Here is a 15695-nt window from a genome sequence, read left to right as displayed (position 1 = left end):
CGTCGGGCGCGGGCGCAGATTTGGGTCGCCCGTGGGTGGTGTGGGGGTGGGCGTGGTTGACGGGGGCCGGGGCCGCGCCCGGCCGGCCGGCGGGCCGCGACCGGTCAGGACAGGCCGTGGCGCAGTGGTGTCAGCTGCTCGATGTCGTAGCGCGCCCGCAGTTCCCGGATCGCCGAGGCATCCGGTGCGGCGTTGGCGTCGAGCAGTTCGAGGAGCTCCTCGAAGTACCGTTCGTGGTCGGGCGGGGGAGAGGCCTGGAAGAACATCCGGGCCGGTTCCCCCGTGGGGTTGGCGAAGGCGTGCGGACAGCCGGGCGGTACGACGATGACCGTCCCCGGGGTCGCCCGGACGACCTGGCGGCCGTCGAGCGACTCCCAGCGTCGCCAGTCGTCGCCGGAACGGACGCGAGGCTCGAACGCCATCACGTCGAGTTCACCCTCCAGGACGTAGAACAGCTCCTCGCTGCGCGTGTGGAGGTGCGCCCCGACATCGAATCCGGGCGGTACGACGACCTCGAAGCTGGAGGCGACCCGTGAGTCCTCGCCCGTGACCTTGAAGGTGACCTGCTGGGCGGCGGTGTGCAGGGTGCGGCCGTGGCCCGGCGGCACCAGCAGCCCGTCCCGGGCCACGTGCGCCGTCACGACCAGGTCACCGGCAGCGCCTCGGGTCCGCGGATGAGCGCACCCGGCCGCCAGCCCAGTTCCGCCACCGGCACCGCGAACCGCGGGTCGGGGAACCGGTCCAGCAGCGCGTTCACGAGCAGCTCGGACTCCAGCCGGGCCAGCATGTTGCCGGGGCAGAAGTGCGGCCCGTAGCCGAAGGCGACGTGCGCGTTGGGCGTGCGGTCCGGCCGGATCTCGTCGGGGTCCGGGAAGACCTCCGGGTCCCGGTTCGCGGCGAGGTAGGAGACGTACACCGCCTCGCCCGCGCGGATGACCTGACCGGCGACCTCGACGTCCTCCAGGGCGATCCGGGAGAGTCCGACCGAGTTGCGGTGCGGGATGTAGCGCAGCAGTTCGTTGATGGCCGTGGGCCGCAGATCCGGCTCGGCGCGCAGCTTGTCCATCAGTTCCGGCCGGGTGAGCAGGACGTACACCATGTTGCCGGCGTTGTTGGTGACGGCCTCGCCGCCGATCTGCAGGAGCAGGGCCACCCCGACGGCCTCCGCCTCGGTGACCTCGCCGGCCTCGACCGCCGCCGCGAGCAGGCCGATCACGTCGCCGGCCGCGCCGCCGTCGCCCGTGGCGCCGCGGCCGGCCCGCAGCCGCTCGCCCAGATAGCCGCACATCCGCGCCTTCGCCTGCTCGCTGCGCTCGGCGCCGTGCGCGGAGGACAGGATCATCGTGGTCCATTCGTGGACCTCCGGTCGGTCCTCGGCCGGAACACCCATCAGCTCGCAGACCACCGCGAGCGGGAACGGCGCCAGCAGCCGCTCCGTGAGGTCCGCGGGCGGGCCGTCGCGCAGGATGGCGCCGACGAGTTCGTCCAGCATCCGCTGCGCCCGGGTCCGCAGGCGCTCCACCCCCGCGGTGGTGAACGCGGCGGCGACGGTGCGGCGCAGCCGGGTGTGGTCGGGCGGGTCCTCGAGACCGACCGCGCCGGGGGCCGGGATGAAGTGGGGGGCCAGCCGGGTGACGTCGTGCTCCATGACGAGCTTGCGGCTGAACCTGGGGTCGTTGGCGACCATCCGCACGTCGTCGTACCGGCAGACGAGCCAGGCCCATCCGGTTCCGTTGGGGAGTTTGATACGGGTGATCGGCCCCGCGCGCATCAGCTCGGCGAGGACGGGGTCGAAGTCGACCCCGGCCAGGTCCAGGGCGGGCCAGTGCGTGACGGGTGGCCTAGAGGTGGCGGGGCCGTCCTTCAGCATCGTTCGGATTCCTCCCTCACCGGGTCGCGGGCTCCGAAACCCAGCTCCCGAGTGAGATCTCGGCGGTGATGCCGGGCCCGAACCCGGCGAGCATGCCCTTGGCGGCGTCTACGGTGCCGTTCTCGTCGAAGAGCCGGCGCAGGGCGTCCAGGACCACGGCGCTTGCGATGTTGCCGTATTCGGTCAGTGTGGCCCGACTGAAGCGGAATGCCTCGGCAGGCACACCGAGGTACTTGCTGAGGTCGTCCAGGATCCTCGGGCCACCTGCGTGGATGATGTAGAAATCCAGCGCTGCGGCGTCCCACCCGTGCGCCTTGGCGAGGCGTTTGAGTGACGGGGCGAGCGGTTCCATCGTTCCCGGAACGCGCCGGTCGAGCTTGAAGTGGAACCCGGTGGCCTTGACGTCGTACATGATCCAGTCCTCCGTCTCCGGGATGATGTACGACCCGTTGCGGTGGAGGTCCACGCCCGTGCCGCCCCGGCCGCGGACGACGGCGGCGCCGACGCCGTCACCGAAGAGGCCGTTGGAGAGCAGGTTGCCGACCTCCAGGTCGCTCGGCTGGTAACAGAGCGAGCAGAACTCGCAGGAGACGATCAGCGCGTTCGCTTCCGGGTAGGCGGTGCAGAAGTCGTGCGCCCGGTTCACCGCCGCACCACCCGCCGCGCACCCCAGCTGGGCGATGGGGAGCTGCCTGGTATCGGTGCGGAAGCCCATCGAGTTGATCATCCAGGCGGTCAGCGACGGCATCAGGAAGCCGGTGCACGACACGAAGATGATCAGATCGATGTCCTGGGGACGCAGCTGCGCGTCGTCGAGGGCCGCGCGGACCACCGCCGGTACCCGCGCCTTGGCCTCGGCCTCGTAGACGGCGTTGCGCTGTTCGAGGCCGGGGTGCCGCAAGGTCTCCTCGATGGGGCGCACGATGTGCCGCTTCTCGACGCCGGTGTTCCGGATCAGTCTCAGGGCCAGGTCGAGCTGCGGGTGATCGGCATGAACGGACCGGGCCAGATCCAGGGTCTGCTCCATGGTGATCACGTGCTCGGGCACGTGCACCGTTGGCCTGCACAGAGTCGCCACAGTCGGCTCTCCTTTCATTTCCCGACAAAGCCTCACGGACCGGTGCCGGTTCCGCTCGTCGGACTGACCCGCCGGTGCCCTGGGCCATTGCGGTGAGAGTCGCGGGCGCAGGCAGCGGAGCGAGCCGGTGCCGGGAAGGGATCGTGAGCCGGATTCCCGGCGCATTCGCCTACCTGGAGTGACATCAAGGCTGGGAGAGAACCATGACGACAGACCCCGACACGGCCCTGGGGACGCGCGCGGACCCGGTTCCGGACGGGCCGGTGCACTGCTGGGACCTGGATGACCTCGAAGCCCTGGAGTTCGACCCGTTCCTGCACGCCCGGCTCCGGGAGGGCAAGGCCAGTCGGGTTCGGTTGCCGTTCGGTGAGGGCAGCGCCTGGCTGATGGCGCGCTACGCCGACGTCAAGGCGGCCACCACCGACCCGCGGTTCAGCAGGCAGGAGCTGGTCGGGCGTACGATCACCAGCTCCTCGCCGCACGCGATCGCCTCGCAGCAGGCGTCCTTGAACTACGCCGACCCCCCGCGCCTGAACGACATGCGCCGCGTGGTGGCGCGGGCCTTCACCGGCAAGAGCATGCAGCGGCTGCGGCCCTCCGTGCAGGCCACCGCCGACCGGCTGCTGGACGAGATGGAACGCCACGGCGCGCCCGCCGACCTCGTGGAGCACCTGCACGGCCCCTTCCCGCTCGCGGCCGTCGCCGACCTCCTCGGGATGCCGCAGGACATGCGCGAGGGCATGACCTCCTGGGCGAACGTGATCATGACGCCCGGCCCGGCCCCGGAGCGCAGCGCCGACGCGATGAAGACCGTCCGCGAGAGCGTCGTCGCCCTCCTCGCGCTGCGCCGCGCGGAGCCGGCCGACGAGCCGGGCGAGGACCTCGCCGCCGTCCTCGCGTCGGCCGCCGACGCCGGGGAGATCACCGAGGCGGAGGCGGTCTCCCTCGCCACCGCGATCCTGGTGAGCGGGGCCCACGCGGTGCGCAACAACAGCGCCAACATGATCTACGCCCTGCTCACCCATCCGGAGCACCTCGCCCGGCTGCGCGCCGAGCCGGAGCTGATTCCGCAAGCCGTCGACGAGCTGCTGCGCTACATCCCGCACCGCAGCGGCGTCGGCATCCCGAGGGTCGCCACCCGGGACGTCGAGATGGGCGGGGTGCTGATCCGGCAGGGGGAGGTCGTCTACTCCTCGTACCTCGCCGCCAACCGCGACCCGGAGATGTTCCCGGACCCCGACACGCTGGACTTCGACCGCGGTCCCATCGCGCACATGGCCTTCGGCAACGGCCCCCACCACTGCGTCGGCTCGATGCTGGCCCGGATGGAGTCCGAGATCATCGTCGCCACCCTGCTCGACCGCTATCCGAAGCTCGCGCTGGCGGTGCCGCCGGAGCAGATGCAATGGCAGCCGGGCGCGCTGATCCGCGGGCCCAAGACCCTCCCGGTGACCTGGTGATACGCCGGATCAAGGTGGTCCGGGGGCACCCGGACCACATAGAACTGGCAGCCCTCACGGCCGCCCTGGTCATCCTGGCGCGCAGCGCCCCGGCCGTCCACGAACACGGCCAGCGCAGCCGCCGCGCCCACTGGGACCGCCACTGGCCCCTCGTCCATCCCGCGCACTCCTGGCGCGCCCGGCCACCCCGCAACAGGGCCGGGCGGGACGGTACGTGACGGGCCGACCCGGGTGAGCGGGGACGGACCGGCGCCCCCGTACCCACCGCTCCGGGGCAGGCCTCGGGGATACCGCCCCGGGAGGGCTCAGGGACGTCTCGGGGCCGGCCCGGGGGCTTCCCCGACGCGAGGTCCGGCCGCCGCCCAAGATGATCAGTGCATGACCAACATCAAGTGGCCGGGGGCCGCGTTCGCCGTAGGACCGCTCTGCATGATCCTGTACGGGCTGATCCGGCTCACCGACGACGTCCACGGCCCCGGCTTCGCCTGGTCCGTGAGCCACCTCGCCCTCCTGTCGGGCGTCCTCGCCTTCGTCCCCGTCTTCCTGGAACTGCGCCGGCGGTCGGCCCACGGGCGCGGCGCGGCCGGCCGGTGGTTCGCGGGCGCCGGCGCGGCGGCCGGACTGACCGGCGTCGTGGCGGTCACGGCGCAAGCCGTGATCGACCTCGTCGTCGGGTTCCTGAGCGAGGACCGGGAAGCGATGAACGTGCTCTTCGACCGGGTGCAGAGCCACCAGGGGGTCACGCCCGCCGTCTACTCCGTCGGCCCGCTGCTCTTCTACGTGGGCCTCGTGCTGCTGCTGACCTGGCTGGCGGCGCTGCGGCGGACCGAAGCCTGGCGCCCGGCGGTGACGGTGGCGGGCGTCGCGGTCATGGCGGTCGGCCTGGACCTGCTGCCCGTGGGCGGCCTGCTCTTCCTGCTCGCCCTCGCCCCCCTCGGCCGGACCGCCCGCACCGGACCGGCCGTCTGACCCCCTGGGCGCGTCACGCGCGCGGCGGGTGCACGACCAGGGAGTGCGGGGCGGCCACCCGGGCCGGGGGCAGGCGCAGGGCGCGGCGGCCCGGGGTGATCGATCCCAGGACGCGCGGGCCGGCTGCCCCCGTGCACCGGGGAGCATTGCCGGGCAGCCCGTGCAGCGTGAGGTATCCCAGCACCGCGAACGCGTAGGCCTCCTTCGCCGCGGCGGGCAGGCCCAGCTCCTGCGAGGTGCGCAGCGCGACGGGCCCCAGCTCCGCCCGCAGCATCGCCGTCAGCGTCGGATTGCGGACGCCCCCTCCCGAGGCGAACACCTCCGTGGCCCGCCACGGGCGCAGCGCGGCGGCGATGGTGGCGGCCGTGAGCCGCGTCAGCGTGGCCACGAGGTCCTCGGGCGGGAGACCGCGGATGCCCGCGGCGTCCACCGCGCGGCGCAGGTAGGCGTGGTGGAAGAGTTCCTTGCCGGTCGTCTTGGGCCAGGGCATCCGATAGTACGGCTCGTGCAACAGCCGCTCCAGCAAGGGGAGATGGACGCGCCCGGCCGCGCCGAGGGCGCCGTCCTCGTCGTACGCCAGCCGGCCGCCGCTCACCTCGCGCACCGCCGCGTCGATCAGCGCGTTGCCCGGGCCGGTGTCGAAGGCCACGGGGTCCCCGCCCGGCGGGACGACCGTCAGGTTCGCGATCCCCCCGATGTTCAGCGCGGCCGGCACGCCGGGCCGCCCGCGCAGCAGCATCAGGTCCACCAGGCTCACCAGCGGCGCGCCCTGGCCGCCCGCCGCCACGTCCCGCGGTCGGAAGCCCGAGACGACGGGGCAGCCGCTGCCCTCGGCGATCCAGGCCGGCTCGCCGAGCTGGAGCGTGCCGCGCACCCGGCCGTCCTGCACCCAGTGGTACACGGTCTGGCCGTGCGACGCGATCAACTCCGCCCGGTCGTCGCACAGTTCCCGGTCGGCGCGGACCGCGAGCCGGGCGAAGGCCTGCCCGATGCGGGTGTCGAGGCGGCAGACGTCGGCCATCGTGGTCGTCGCGGGCGGCAGCGCGGCCGCCAGGTCCGCCCGTACGTCCTCGGCGTACGGTTCGCAGACCATGCCCAGCGGTGTCAGGTGCAGGGTCCCGTCCCCGGGGTCCGACCTGAGGTCGGCGGCCGCGGCGTCGACGGCGTCGTACGATGTCCCCGACATCAGGCCGATCACCCTCATCGCAGCGGCTCCCGATGGCCGCCGGCGGGGAGGGTGGACAGGGCGAGCGCGCTGACGGCGCACGCCGCGGCGGCGTACCAGGCCGGTACGGAGGCATCGCCCGTCGCCGCGACGGCCGCGGTGATGACGAGACCGGCGCAACCCGAGAACACCGCGTTGGCCAGCGAGTAGGCCAGCCCCAGTCCGGTGCAGCGCACACCGCGCGGGAACATCTCCGCCAGCATCGCCGGTCCCGGCCCGGCCATCAGGCCGACGAGCGCGCCCGCCACGAGCAGCGACCCGGCCCGCGCCGCGGGCGCCAGGGCGGGGTCGCGCAGCAGGTGCAGGAGCGGGAACGCCAGCAGTACGACGGCCAGGGCACCGCCCAGCATCACCGGCCGCCGGCCGGTCCGGTCGCTGAGCATCCCGGCGGGCAGTACGCAGGCCGCGAAGCCGAGGTTCGCGAGGGCGGTGGCGACCAGGGCCCCGCGCACCGAGGTGCCCAGGACGGACTGGAGGTAGGACGGCAGTACGACGAGGAAGGTGTACCCGGCCGCCGACCACCCCGTCACCCGGGCGACGGCGAGCGCCACGGCGCGCCCGGGGCCCTCCCGGCGCGCGGCCGCCCCGGCCGTCTCCGGCGCGGCTGCCGGCGGCGGCTCCTCCAGCGCCGTACGCAGCCACAGCGCGACCCCGCCGAGCGGCAGGGCGAGCAGGAACGGGATCCGCCACCCCCACGCGTGCAGGGCCTCGCCCGGCAGCGCGGAGGCCACGGCGGCGGCCGTCGCCGTGCCCGCGAGCAGCCCGAGCGCGACGGTGAAGGACTGCCACGCCCCGTACAGCCCGCGCCGGCCAGGCGGGGCGGACTCCGTCATCAGCGACACGGCGCCGCCGAACTCCCCGCCCGCGGACAGCCCTTGCAGCGCGCGCAGCAGCGTGAGCAGCCAGGGGGCGGCGGGACCGATGACGGCCCGGGTGGGCAGCAGCCCGATCAAGGTGGTGGCCAGTGTCATGAGGCCCACCACGAGGACCAGCACGGGCCGCCGGCCGAGCCGGTCTCCCAGCCGGCCGAACAGCAGCGCTCCCACGGGCCGGAAGAAGAACGCGAGGGCGAACGAGGCGTAGGTCGCCACCAGCGCCGGGACACCCGCAGCGGCTCCCGCCCGCGGGGTGAAGAAGTGGGCAGCGATCACCGTCGCGAAGCAGCCGTAGACGCCGAACTCGTACCACTCGACGAGGTTGCCCGCCGAGCCGGCGAGGAGCGCGCGACGGGAGGCGGTGCGGAGCGGGGCCGCCGGGCGCAGGGCGAGAGGGGTCACGCGTGCTGCGTGCCCGCCGGGCGCACCCGCGACTCCGGGCGGCGGCCCGGTTCAGCACAAAGCAGCACCCGTCCCAAAGCAATCCTTATGAACTGATGGTTGTTACGCTCGGACTCTTATGGATCCCCGCTGAGTAGGGAGTACGCGGATGAAGACCATCGGGTTGCTCGGCGGCATGAGCTGGGAGTCCACCGCCGAGTACTACCGGCTGCTGAACGAGCTGACCCGCGACCGCCTCGGCGGCCTCCACTCGGCGCGGTGCGTCGTCTACTCGGTGGACTTCGCGGAGATCGAGGAACTCCAGGCGCAGGCGCGCTGGAGCGAGGCGGGCGAACTCCTCGCCGCGGCCGCCCGGTCCCTGGAGGCGGCCGGGGCCGACCTGGTGCTCCTGTGCACGAACACCATGCACAAGGTCGCCGACCGCATCCAGCAGGCGCTCACCGTGCCCCTGCTCCACCTGGCCGACGCCACCGCCGACGCCGTACGGCAGCAGGGGCCGCGCCGGGTCGGGCTGCTGGGGACCGCCTTCACCATGGAGCAGGACTTCTACCGCGGCCGGCTCGAAGCGGGCGGCCTCCAGGTACTCGTCCCCGGTGCCCCCGGGCGGGAGCTGGTCCACCGGGTCATCTACGAGGAGCTCTGCCGGGGCATCGTGCGCGAGGAATCACGGACGGCCTACCGGAACGTGATCGGGGACCTGGTTGCCGCCGGCGCCCAGGGGATCGTCCTCGGCTGCACCGAGATCGAGCTGCTCATCGGCCCCCGGGACAGTCCCGTTCCGGTCTTCCCGACCGCGCGCATCCACGCCGAGGCCGCGGTGCGCGCGGCGCTGGCCTGACGGCCGGGAGCCGGGTCGCCGGTACGGAGAGACGATGGGAGGGTTTGGAGGAGCGGAGCCGGTGGTCTGGGCCGGCACACGGTGCGCCAGGGAGTGAGCGGAAAGGGTTCGGGCCATGAGCACGTCCGACGCATTCCGGGCCGAGATCCACAGCACGGAGGCGGATCCGGCGGCACCGGGCGGCCTGCTCGACGTCCTGAGCCTCGCCGCGGTGGTCCTGGACGACCGCGGCCGCATCGTCTTCTGGAGCCCGCAGGCGGAAGACCTGTTCGGCTTCTCCGCGCAGGAGGCGCTCGGGCGGCCCGCGGCCGCGCTGCTGGTGTCGACGGAGAACCGCGACCTGGTGGTCGAGCTGTTCACCCAGGTGATGAAGAGCGGCCGGCGCTGGGCCGGGAGCTTCCCCGTCCGGCACAAGGACGGCGGCACGCGGCTCGTGGAATTCCGCAACATGCGGCTCCAGGACGACCTGGGAGACTTCTACGCCCTCGGCATCGCCACCGATCACCCCACGCTCCGGCGCGTCGAGCGCGATCTGGCGCTCTCACTGCGGCTGGTCTCCCAGTCCCCGATCGGCCTCGGCGTCACCGACACGGAGCTGCGGTACGTGCTGGTCAACCCGGCCCTGGAGCACATCAACGGCCTGCCCGCCGCCGAGCACATCGGCCGGACCATCGGCGAGGCGCTGCCGTTCCTGGACGTGGAGGCCATCGAATCCGACATGCGGCAGGTGCTCGCCACGGGCGTGCCGCTGCTGGACCAGTACGTGGTCGGCCGCACCCCGGCGGACCCCGAGGACCGGGCCTGGTCCGTGTCCTACTACCGGCTCGACGACCCGGCCGGGCACGTCCTCGGCGTGGCGGTCTCCGTGGTCGACGTGACCGATCAGCACCGGGCGGCCGCCGACGCCGCCCGCGCCCGCCGGCGCCTCGCGGTGGTGGCGGACGCCTCCGTACGCATCGGCACCACCCTCGACCTGGAACAGACCGCACGGGAACTGGCCGAAGTGTGCGTACCGCAACTCGCCGACGTCGCCACGGTGGACGTCCTCGACAGCGTCCTGCACGGCCGCCGCACCACCGGCGAACCGGCCGGACCCGCCCGGTTCCGGGCCCTGGCGGTGGTCGCCGCCTACCCCACCGGGGCGGCGCAGGCCACCGACCAGACCGGCGAACTCGCCCAGTACGACGCCGACCGGGTGGTGACCAAGTGCGTGAACACCGGCCGCCCCGTCCTCGTGGCCCGGGTGACCGGACCGGACCTGCGCCGCATCGCCCGGGACGACAACGCGGCCGCCCTGCTGGCCGCGGCCGGGTTGCACTCCTACCTGGCGGTGCCGCTGGTGGCCCGCGGCGAGGTGATCGGCGCCGTCGGCCTGATGCGCGCCCGTACGGCCGCCCCGTTCGACGACGACGACGTCACCCTGGCGGTCGAGCTGGCCGCGCGCGCGGCCGTCTGCGTCGACAACGCCCGGCTGTTCCAGAACCAGCGGCACGCCGCCCTCACCCTCCAGCGCAACCTGCTCCCGCACCAGCCGGCGGACCGTCCGGGCCTGGAGATCGCCCACCGCTACCAGCCGTCCGGGGCCACCAGCGAGATCGGCGGCGACTGGTTCGACGTCATCCCGCTGGCCGACGAGAAGACCGCCCTCGTCATCGGGGACGTCATGGGCAGCGGCATCGCGGCCGCCGCCACCATGGGACAGCTGCGCACCGCCACCCGGACCCTGACCCAGCTCGACCTCGACCCCGCCCTGGTCCTGCAGTACCTCGACCAGGCCGCCGCCGGCATGGAACACACCATCACCACCTGCGCCTACGCCGTTTACGACCCGCTGCGCGCCGAATGCCACATCTCGCTCGCCGGACACCTGCCACCGGTACTGATGCGTCCCGGCCGGCTGCCGGAACTGCTCGACCTGCCCACCGGCGCGCCGCTAGGGGTGGGTGGCGTCCCCTTCCACACCACCCGCCTCGCCCTCGCCCCCGACGACCAGCTGGTCCTGTACACCGACGGGCTCGTCGAGACGCGCGACCAGTCCCTCGACGAGCGCCTCGACCTCCTGCTGAGCCTTCTGGCCGGCCCCCACCGGCCCCTGGAGGACACCTGCGACCTGCTGCTACGGGCGCTGCGCCGCCCCGGCGACCATGACGACGTGGCCCTGCTGATGGCCCGGATACTCCCGGTGGACCCGAACCGGCGCTGAGCGGTGCGCCCGAAGAACGCCCGAACACCCTAAGGGGCGGTCGTGACCGGCAGTTCCCGCAGGGCGTGGAAGCGGAACGTGGTGGTCCAGGAGAGCTGTCCGGCCGGGCGGGCCGTGCGCAGCCCGGGGAAGCGGTCGAGCAGGGTGCGCAGGGCGACGGTGATCTGGAGCCGGGCGAGCGGTGCGCCGAGACAGTAGTGCATGCCCTGCCCGAGGGCCAGGTGGGCCGGGTCCGCCCGGTGGATGTCGAAGCGCTCGGGCTCGGGGTACCGGGCCGGGTCCCGGTGGGCCGACGCCAGGCAGAGCAGCACCGTGTCCCCGGCCGGGATCAGGACGCCGCCGAACTCGACGGGCTCGGTGGCGAAGCGCCGGATCGTCGTCTGGATGGGCTGGGCGTGGCGCAGGAGTTCCTCCACCGCTGCGGGGAACAGGGCGGGCCGCTCGCGCAGTTCGGCCAGCTGCTCCGGGTGGGTGAGCAGGGTGAGCAGGCCGTTGGCGATGACGTGCTGGACGTTCTCGCTGCCGGCCAGCAGGATCAGGAAGGCCAGCGAGACGAGTTCGTCCTCGCTGAGCCGGTCCCCCTCGTCGCGCGCGGCGATCAGGTCGGAGAGCATGTCGTCTCCGGGAGCGGCGCGGCGTCCGGCCACGAGAGCGATCAGGAACCGGTGGATCCGGCCGATCGCCTCCACGAGTTCCGCGCGGCCGCGCGGCGCGAGCATGCCGGTGACCCAGCCCGAGAACCGGTCCTGGTCGCCGTCCGGTACCCCCAGCAGCGAACCGATCAGGCGCAGCGGTAGCGGCTTGGCGAAAGCGGCGACGGCATCCGCCTCGCCGCGGGCGTCCATCCCCTCCGCCAGCCCCGTCAGGAGGTCGTCCACGATGGCCTGCACGCTGTCCCGCAGCTGCTCGACGCGTCGGGGGGTGAAGCCGTGGGACACGAGGCGGCGCAGCCGCCGGTGATCCTCCGGATCGATGTTCAGCAGGTTGCGGTCGAGCGCGGAGGGCAGGGAGAACCCCGTGTAACCGGTGGTGGAGTGACGCTTGTCGACGGACAGCCGGGGGTCGGCGAGACCTTCCCGGACGTCCGCCTCGTGGGTGACCAGCCACACCGGGGAGCCGTCGGGCAGGGCGATCCGGTGAACCGATCCCTGCTCGCGCAGCCGCCGGTACACGGCGTGGGGATCCGCCGCGAACGCCCCGTCGAAGGGCCGGGGAAGGGTCGCCCCGTCCGTCCGCGGACCGGCGTGGGTGTGCCGCGTCATGCGCTTTCCTCCTGCTCCGCCGGGACAGCGGATCGGTTGTCCATGCCGTCGATCTTGGCAGCCGGCGCCGGGGACACCGCACCCGGGCCGGTTCTTCGGCCGGTATCCGCCCTACTGCGCAGGGGAGTTGCTCCCTACTATCCAAAGCGGTCCGCAACCCGCTCCGCCACGCGGCACCGGACGTCCCCCACATCAGGCAAGGCCACCGACAACCGATCGGAGCATCATGCCCGGTGTCTTATTCGTGGGCGGTGCGACCGCCGCGCTCCTCGCCGGCTCAGCGCTGGTCCCGGCCGCTCCCAGCCCCTTCACCCCGCCGCCCGACAAGATCGTGATCGACGTCGCGTCCGTCAACGGCTCCGGCTGTCCGCTCGGTACCGCGGCGGTCGCCCTCGCCCCCGACCACACCGCCTTCACCGTCACCTACAGCCAGTACCTGGCGCAGGTGGGCGTCGGCGCCCAACCGACCGACTTCCGCAAGAACTGCCAGATCAACCTGATCGTCCACGTCCCGCAGGGCTACTCCTACGCCGTCGCGAGCGCCGACTACCGCGGTTACGCGCACCTGGAGCGCGGCGCGCGAGCGACGCAGAAGGCGTCCTACTACTTCCAGGGATCGCCCGACACCGCGAGCAGGACCCACACGTTCAACGGCGCGTTCGACAACGACTGGCAGGTGACGGACTCCACCGACTGGGACCAGCTCGTGTGGGCGCCGTGCGGCGTGCAGCGCAATTTCAACATCAACACCGAACTGCGCGTCAGCGCGGGCACCTCGGATCCGGCGAAGACCAACAGCTTCGTCGCCATGGACTCCGCCGACGGTGACATCCGGACCGTCTACCACTTCGCCTGGAAGACCTGCCCGGAACGCTGATGCCCCGCCGGCCGGCTGTGGCGGCCGGGCATCCGGGCCCTCGGCCCGGTCGTGCCCGGCCGCCCGTCCGGCCGAGGGCTGGTTCCCCGCGGCGGACAGGGTGGCCGAATCCGGCACAGGGGATTCCGGGCCGCCCCCTACCCGGTGGTAACTTCCGCGGGTCGATCTAGCCGTCAGCCGTTTCGCGGTGCCGGCGGTGCCCTCGTTCACGGCCCTCGCCCCAAGGAAGTCCATTGCCCCGCCGTTCAGTTCGCCGTCCCTCCGCCCTGCTCACCAGGGCCGCCGCCACCGCCGTGCTGCTGGCCCTGCTGCCCGCCGGTGCGGCAGCGGCCGACCCCGGTTCACCGACCCCGCACCTCGACGCCGTCGAAGGGACGCTCCGTCAGGTGTCCCCAGGACTGGAGCACCGGGTCTGGGAACGCACCTCCGGCAACGTCCTCGACGCCTCCACCGAGGGCGGCGCCGACTGGCTGCTGCAGACCCCTGGCTGCTGGGGCGACGACACCTGCGCCTCCCGGCCGGGCACCCGGCGGCTGCTGGACAAGATCACCGAGAACGTCTCCCGGGCCACGGGCACGGTGGACGTCTCCACCCTCGCGCCCTTTCCCGACGGAGCGTTCCAGGACGCCCTCGTCACCGGCCTCAAGGCAGCTGCGGCACGCGGCCACCAGCTCAAGGTGCGGATCCTGGTGGGGGCCGCACCGGTCTACCACCTGAACGTGCTGCCGTCGAAGTACCGTGACGAGCTCGTCGCCAAACTGGGCGCCGACGCCGGCGCCATCGACCTGAACGTCGCGTCCATGACGACGTCGAAGACCGCGTTCTCCTGGAACCACTCCAAGATCCTCGTGGTCGACGGCCGGTCGGTGATCAGCGGCGGCATCAACAGCTGGAAGGGCGACTACCTGGAGACCGCCCACCCGGTGGCCGACGTCGACATCGCGCTGGAAGGCCCCGCGGCCGCGTCCGCGGGCCGCTACCTGGACGAGCTGTGGTCCTGGACCTGCCGGAACAAGGGCAACTTCGGCAGCGTCTGGTTCGTTTCCTCCAACGGCGCGCCCTGCATGCCCGCGCTCGCCGCGGGCGCGGCCCCGGCCGCCCCGCAGGAGGCGGCCGGCACGGTACCCGTCATCGCCGTCGGTGGACTCGGCGTCGGCATCGAGCGCAACGACCCGGCCTCCGCGTTCCGGCCGGCGCTGCCCACCGCCGCGGACACCAAGTGCGGCGTCGGCCTCCACGACAACACCAACGCCGACCGCGACTACGACACGGTCAACCCCGAGGAGAGCGCCCTGCGGACCCTCATCTCCAGTGCGGACCGGCACATCGAGATGTCCCAGCAGGACCTCAACGCGACCTGCCCGCCGCTGCCCCGCTACGACATCCGCGTCTACGACGCCCTCGCCGCCAAGATGGCCGCCGGGGTCAAGGTCCGCATCGTGGTCAGCGACCCCGCCAACCGCGGCGCCGTGGGCAGCGGCGGCTACTCGCAGATCAAGTCCCTCGCCGAGATCAGCGACACGCTCCGCGACCGGCTCGCCCTGCTGACGGGGGACCGGCGCACGGCCAGGAGCACGATGTGCTCGACCCTCCAACTGGCCACCTTCCGCGGCGCGCAGAACCCGACCTGGGCGGACGGCCACCCGTACGCCCAGCACCACAAGCTGGTCTCGGTGGACGGCTCCGCCTTCTACATCGGGTCGAAGAACCTGTACCCGGCCTGGCTCCAGGACTTCGGTTACGTCGTGGAGAGCCCCACCGCGGCCCGGCAGCTCGACGCGCAGCTGCTGGCCCCGCAGTGGCAGTACTCCAGGGCGACCGCCACCGTCGACTACGAACGGGGCGTCTGCCAGGGCTGATCCCGCGACTACCGCCTACGGGAGCGCCGCAGCCACAGGCCCACGGCGGTCCCGGCGAGGGCGGTCACCGCCACCCCGGCCGTCGTCCACCACCAGCCGGTCCCGTCGGCCGCGGGCGCGACCGCAGTGGTTGCGGCAGGGGCGGCGGCCGACGGCGTACCGGACCGCACTCCGGACGGCGCGGCACCGCTCGGCGACGGCGCCGGACCGGTCGGCGACGGCTGGGGGTCGACCACCGGTACGGCGACCTCCCGCTCGCCGTGCCCCAGGGCCGGGAAACCGACGTCGACGGAGACCTTCCAGGTGCCGGGCGGCAGGACCTCGGCCGTGCTCCATCCCGCACCGCCCGCGGAATCGCGGACCAGCCGCCATGGGCCCGCGGTCCGGGAGCCGTCCGCGCTCGTCGCGTTCACCGTGGCGGCCACCGCCTCGTCCACGGCGTCCCCGTCGTTCTCCCAGGTGACGTCGGTGGTGAGGTGGCCGTCGCGCTGGCCCGTGATCACGACCTTCACGGTGTCGCCGTGCGCGTGGGCGGCGGTGGGCGCCGCCAGCGCCTGAGTGAGGGCCAGGGCCAGGAAGCCGGTGCCGGTCAGGGCCCGGAAGGAGTGTCGGCTGCGTCGCATCGTCGTGGTGCTCCCATTGCGGTGGGGTGTGGAGAAGAAGAGGGGGAGGGGTGCAGTGGAGATCGCCGCCGAGAAGCTCCTCCCGGCCTTCGAAGGCCGCGAGAAGGAGATCTCCGCCGCGTACCGCTCGCTGACCAAGCACCTGGTCCGCGAG

Annotated in this window: 14 protein-coding genes; 7 read left to right on the top strand and 7 right to left on the bottom strand. The window is 73.1% G+C overall.

Translation table 11 applies throughout. The features are described 5' to 3' along the window. Positions 1-104: 104 nt before the first annotated feature. The 3 genes from ACWGH1_RS00530 to ACWGH1_RS00520 are packed head-to-tail and all read right to left on the bottom strand — an operon-like array spanning position 105 to position 2948. Positions 105-641 (bottom strand): cupin domain-containing protein, encoded by a 537-nt coding sequence (locus tag ACWGH1_RS00530; RefSeq protein WP_453357843.1) that lies wholly within the window; start codon positions 639-641, stop codon positions 105-107. Next, positions 638-1870, bottom strand: a complete 1233-nt coding sequence (locus ACWGH1_RS00525) for a cytochrome P450 (RefSeq protein ID WP_453408282.1) — start codon at positions 1868-1870, stop codon at positions 638-640. Before ACWGH1_RS00525 ends, ACWGH1_RS00530 begins: the two co-directional genes overlap by 4 nt. 16 nt (positions 1871-1886) lie before the next feature. Beyond that, the gene (locus ACWGH1_RS00520; protein WP_453356397.1) at positions 1887-2948 is read right to left on the bottom strand and encodes a type III polyketide synthase; all 1062 of its coding nucleotides are present in this window, start codon (positions 2946-2948) and stop codon (positions 1887-1889) included. A 203-nt stretch (positions 2949-3151) separates the two neighbouring features. Here ACWGH1_RS00520 and ACWGH1_RS00515 point away from each other — a divergent pair, with 203 nt between their 5' ends. The 3 genes from ACWGH1_RS00515 (at position 3152) to ACWGH1_RS00505 (ending at position 5377) form a co-directional block, all read left to right on the top strand. Beyond that, on the top strand, positions 3152-4408 hold the full coding sequence (locus ACWGH1_RS00515) for a cytochrome P450 (protein WP_453356396.1): 1257 nt from the start codon (positions 3152-3154) through the stop codon (positions 4406-4408). Beyond that, positions 4405-4626: an acyl-CoA carboxylase subunit epsilon gene (locus tag ACWGH1_RS00510; protein ID WP_453356395.1), complete on the top strand. Its 222-nt coding sequence runs from the start codon at positions 4405-4407 to the stop codon at positions 4624-4626. Before ACWGH1_RS00515 ends, ACWGH1_RS00510 begins: the two co-directional genes overlap by 4 nt. Positions 4627-4786: 160 nt before the next feature. Continuing rightward, the gene (locus ACWGH1_RS00505) at positions 4787-5377 is read left to right on the top strand and encodes a hypothetical protein (protein ID WP_453356394.1); all 591 of its coding nucleotides are present in this window, start codon (positions 4787-4789) and stop codon (positions 5375-5377) included. A gap of 13 nt (positions 5378-5390) precedes the next feature. On the opposite strand, the gene ACWGH1_RS00500 is transcribed toward ACWGH1_RS00505, so the two are convergent. Together ACWGH1_RS00500 and ACWGH1_RS00495 are read right to left on the bottom strand one after the other, a co-directional pair. Then, positions 5391-6581, bottom strand: coding sequence for an anhydro-N-acetylmuramic acid kinase (locus ACWGH1_RS00500; RefSeq protein ID WP_453408281.1), 1191 nt, complete (start codon positions 6579-6581; stop codon positions 5391-5393). After that, the gene (locus ACWGH1_RS00495; RefSeq protein WP_453356286.1) at positions 6578-7879 is read right to left on the bottom strand and encodes an MFS transporter; all 1302 of its coding nucleotides are present in this window, start codon (positions 7877-7879) and stop codon (positions 6578-6580) included. The genes ACWGH1_RS00500 and ACWGH1_RS00495 overlap by 4 nt, the downstream gene beginning before the upstream one ends. Positions 7880-8027: 148 nt before the next feature. Here ACWGH1_RS00495 and ACWGH1_RS00490 point away from each other — a divergent pair, with 148 nt between their 5' ends. Beyond that, a complete protein-coding gene (locus ACWGH1_RS00490; RefSeq protein WP_453356285.1) occupies positions 8028-8717 on the top strand; it encodes an aspartate/glutamate racemase family protein in 690 nt (229 codons plus the stop codon). A gap of 115 nt (positions 8718-8832) precedes the next feature. Continuing rightward, positions 8833-10920 (top strand): SpoIIE family protein phosphatase, encoded by a 2088-nt coding sequence (locus ACWGH1_RS00485; protein ID WP_453408280.1) that lies wholly within the window; start codon positions 8833-8835, stop codon positions 10918-10920. Between the two features lie 29 nt (positions 10921-10949). Here ACWGH1_RS00485 and ACWGH1_RS00480 read toward each other — a convergent pair whose 3' ends face one another. Next, positions 10950-12182: a cytochrome P450 family protein gene (locus ACWGH1_RS00480; RefSeq protein WP_453356563.1), complete on the bottom strand. Its 1233-nt coding sequence runs from the start codon at positions 12180-12182 to the stop codon at positions 10950-10952. A 226-nt stretch (positions 12183-12408) separates the two neighbouring features. Between ACWGH1_RS00480 and ACWGH1_RS00475 the strand changes: the two genes are divergently transcribed. Together ACWGH1_RS00475 and ACWGH1_RS00470 are read left to right on the top strand one after the other, a co-directional pair. After that, positions 12409-13059 (top strand): DUF4360 domain-containing protein, encoded by a 651-nt coding sequence (locus tag ACWGH1_RS00475; protein ID WP_453356562.1) that lies wholly within the window; start codon positions 12409-12411, stop codon positions 13057-13059. A gap of 233 nt (positions 13060-13292) precedes the next feature. Then, positions 13293-14918, top strand: a complete 1626-nt coding sequence (locus tag ACWGH1_RS00470) for a phospholipase D-like domain-containing protein (protein ID WP_453408279.1) — start codon at positions 13293-13295, stop codon at positions 14916-14918. 8 nt (positions 14919-14926) lie between these two features. On the opposite strand, the gene ACWGH1_RS00465 is transcribed toward ACWGH1_RS00470, so the two are convergent. Next, the gene (locus ACWGH1_RS00465; RefSeq protein ID WP_453408278.1) at positions 14927-15541 is read right to left on the bottom strand and encodes a hypothetical protein; all 615 of its coding nucleotides are present in this window, start codon (positions 15539-15541) and stop codon (positions 14927-14929) included. Positions 15542-15695 lie beyond the last annotated feature (154 nt).

It is taken from the genome of Streptomyces sp. NPDC054883 (assembly GCF_053610645.1).
Note: the sequence above shows the minus strand (reverse complement) of the source record. Positions and strands in the feature narration are given on the sequence as shown.

Coding starts and splice junctions, on each gene's coding strand:
- ACWGH1_RS00480 (WP_453356563.1), bottom strand. CDS start 12,182: ATGACGCGGCACACCCACGCCGGTCCGCGGACGGACGGGGCGACCCTT.
- ACWGH1_RS00500 (WP_453408281.1), bottom strand. CDS start 6,581: ATGAGGGTGATCGGCCTGATGTCGGGGACATCGTACGACGCCGTCGAC.
- ACWGH1_RS00485 (WP_453408280.1), top strand. CDS start 8,833: ATGAGCACGTCCGACGCATTCCGGGCCGAGATCCACAGCACGGAGGCG.
- ACWGH1_RS00505 (WP_453356394.1), top strand. CDS start 4,787: ATGACCAACATCAAGTGGCCGGGGGCCGCGTTCGCCGTAGGACCGCTC.
- ACWGH1_RS00490 (WP_453356285.1), top strand. CDS start 8,028: ATGAAGACCATCGGGTTGCTCGGCGGCATGAGCTGGGAGTCCACCGCC.
- ACWGH1_RS00515 (WP_453356396.1), top strand. CDS start 3,152: ATGACGACAGACCCCGACACGGCCCTGGGGACGCGCGCGGACCCGGTT.
- ACWGH1_RS00475 (WP_453356562.1), top strand. CDS start 12,409: ATGCCCGGTGTCTTATTCGTGGGCGGTGCGACCGCCGCGCTCCTCGCC.
- ACWGH1_RS00525 (WP_453408282.1), bottom strand. CDS start 1,870: ATGCTGAAGGACGGCCCCGCCACCTCTAGGCCACCCGTCACGCACTGG.
- ACWGH1_RS00465 (WP_453408278.1), bottom strand. CDS start 15,541: ATGCGACGCAGCCGACACTCCTTCCGGGCCCTGACCGGCACCGGCTTC.